This is a genomic window from Citrobacter sp. TBCS-14, assembly GCF_005280805.1.
GTDB lineage: Bacteria > Pseudomonadota > Gammaproteobacteria > Enterobacterales > Enterobacteriaceae > Citrobacter > Citrobacter gillenii.
The window spans coordinates 1-233 of record NZ_SZWM01000323.1 but is presented as its reverse complement, the minus strand read 5'-3'; the positions used below and the strand labels follow the sequence as shown (position 1 = coordinate 233).

1 pseudogene is annotated in these 233 nt (G+C 56.7%); it reads left to right on the top strand.

The window, feature by feature from the left end:
- Positions 1-233: pseudogene (locus FDX22_RS15320) on the top strand (UMP kinase); the annotation flags it as partial.

The window sequence follows — 233 nt, the reverse complement described above, 5'->3', positions numbered from 1 at the left end:
TATTGATGCAAGCATACTTGACCGTATGGCTCAGGAAATCAAAGAGCTGGTCGAGCTGGGAATCCAGGTTGGCGTAGTGATCGGTGGTGGTAACCTGTTCCGTGGTGCTGGTCTGGCGAAAGCAGGGATGAACCGCGTCGTGGGCGACCACATGGGCATGTTAGCCACCGTAATGAACGGTCTGGCGATGCGCGATGCGCTTCACCGCGCCTATGTGAACGCTCGCCTGATGT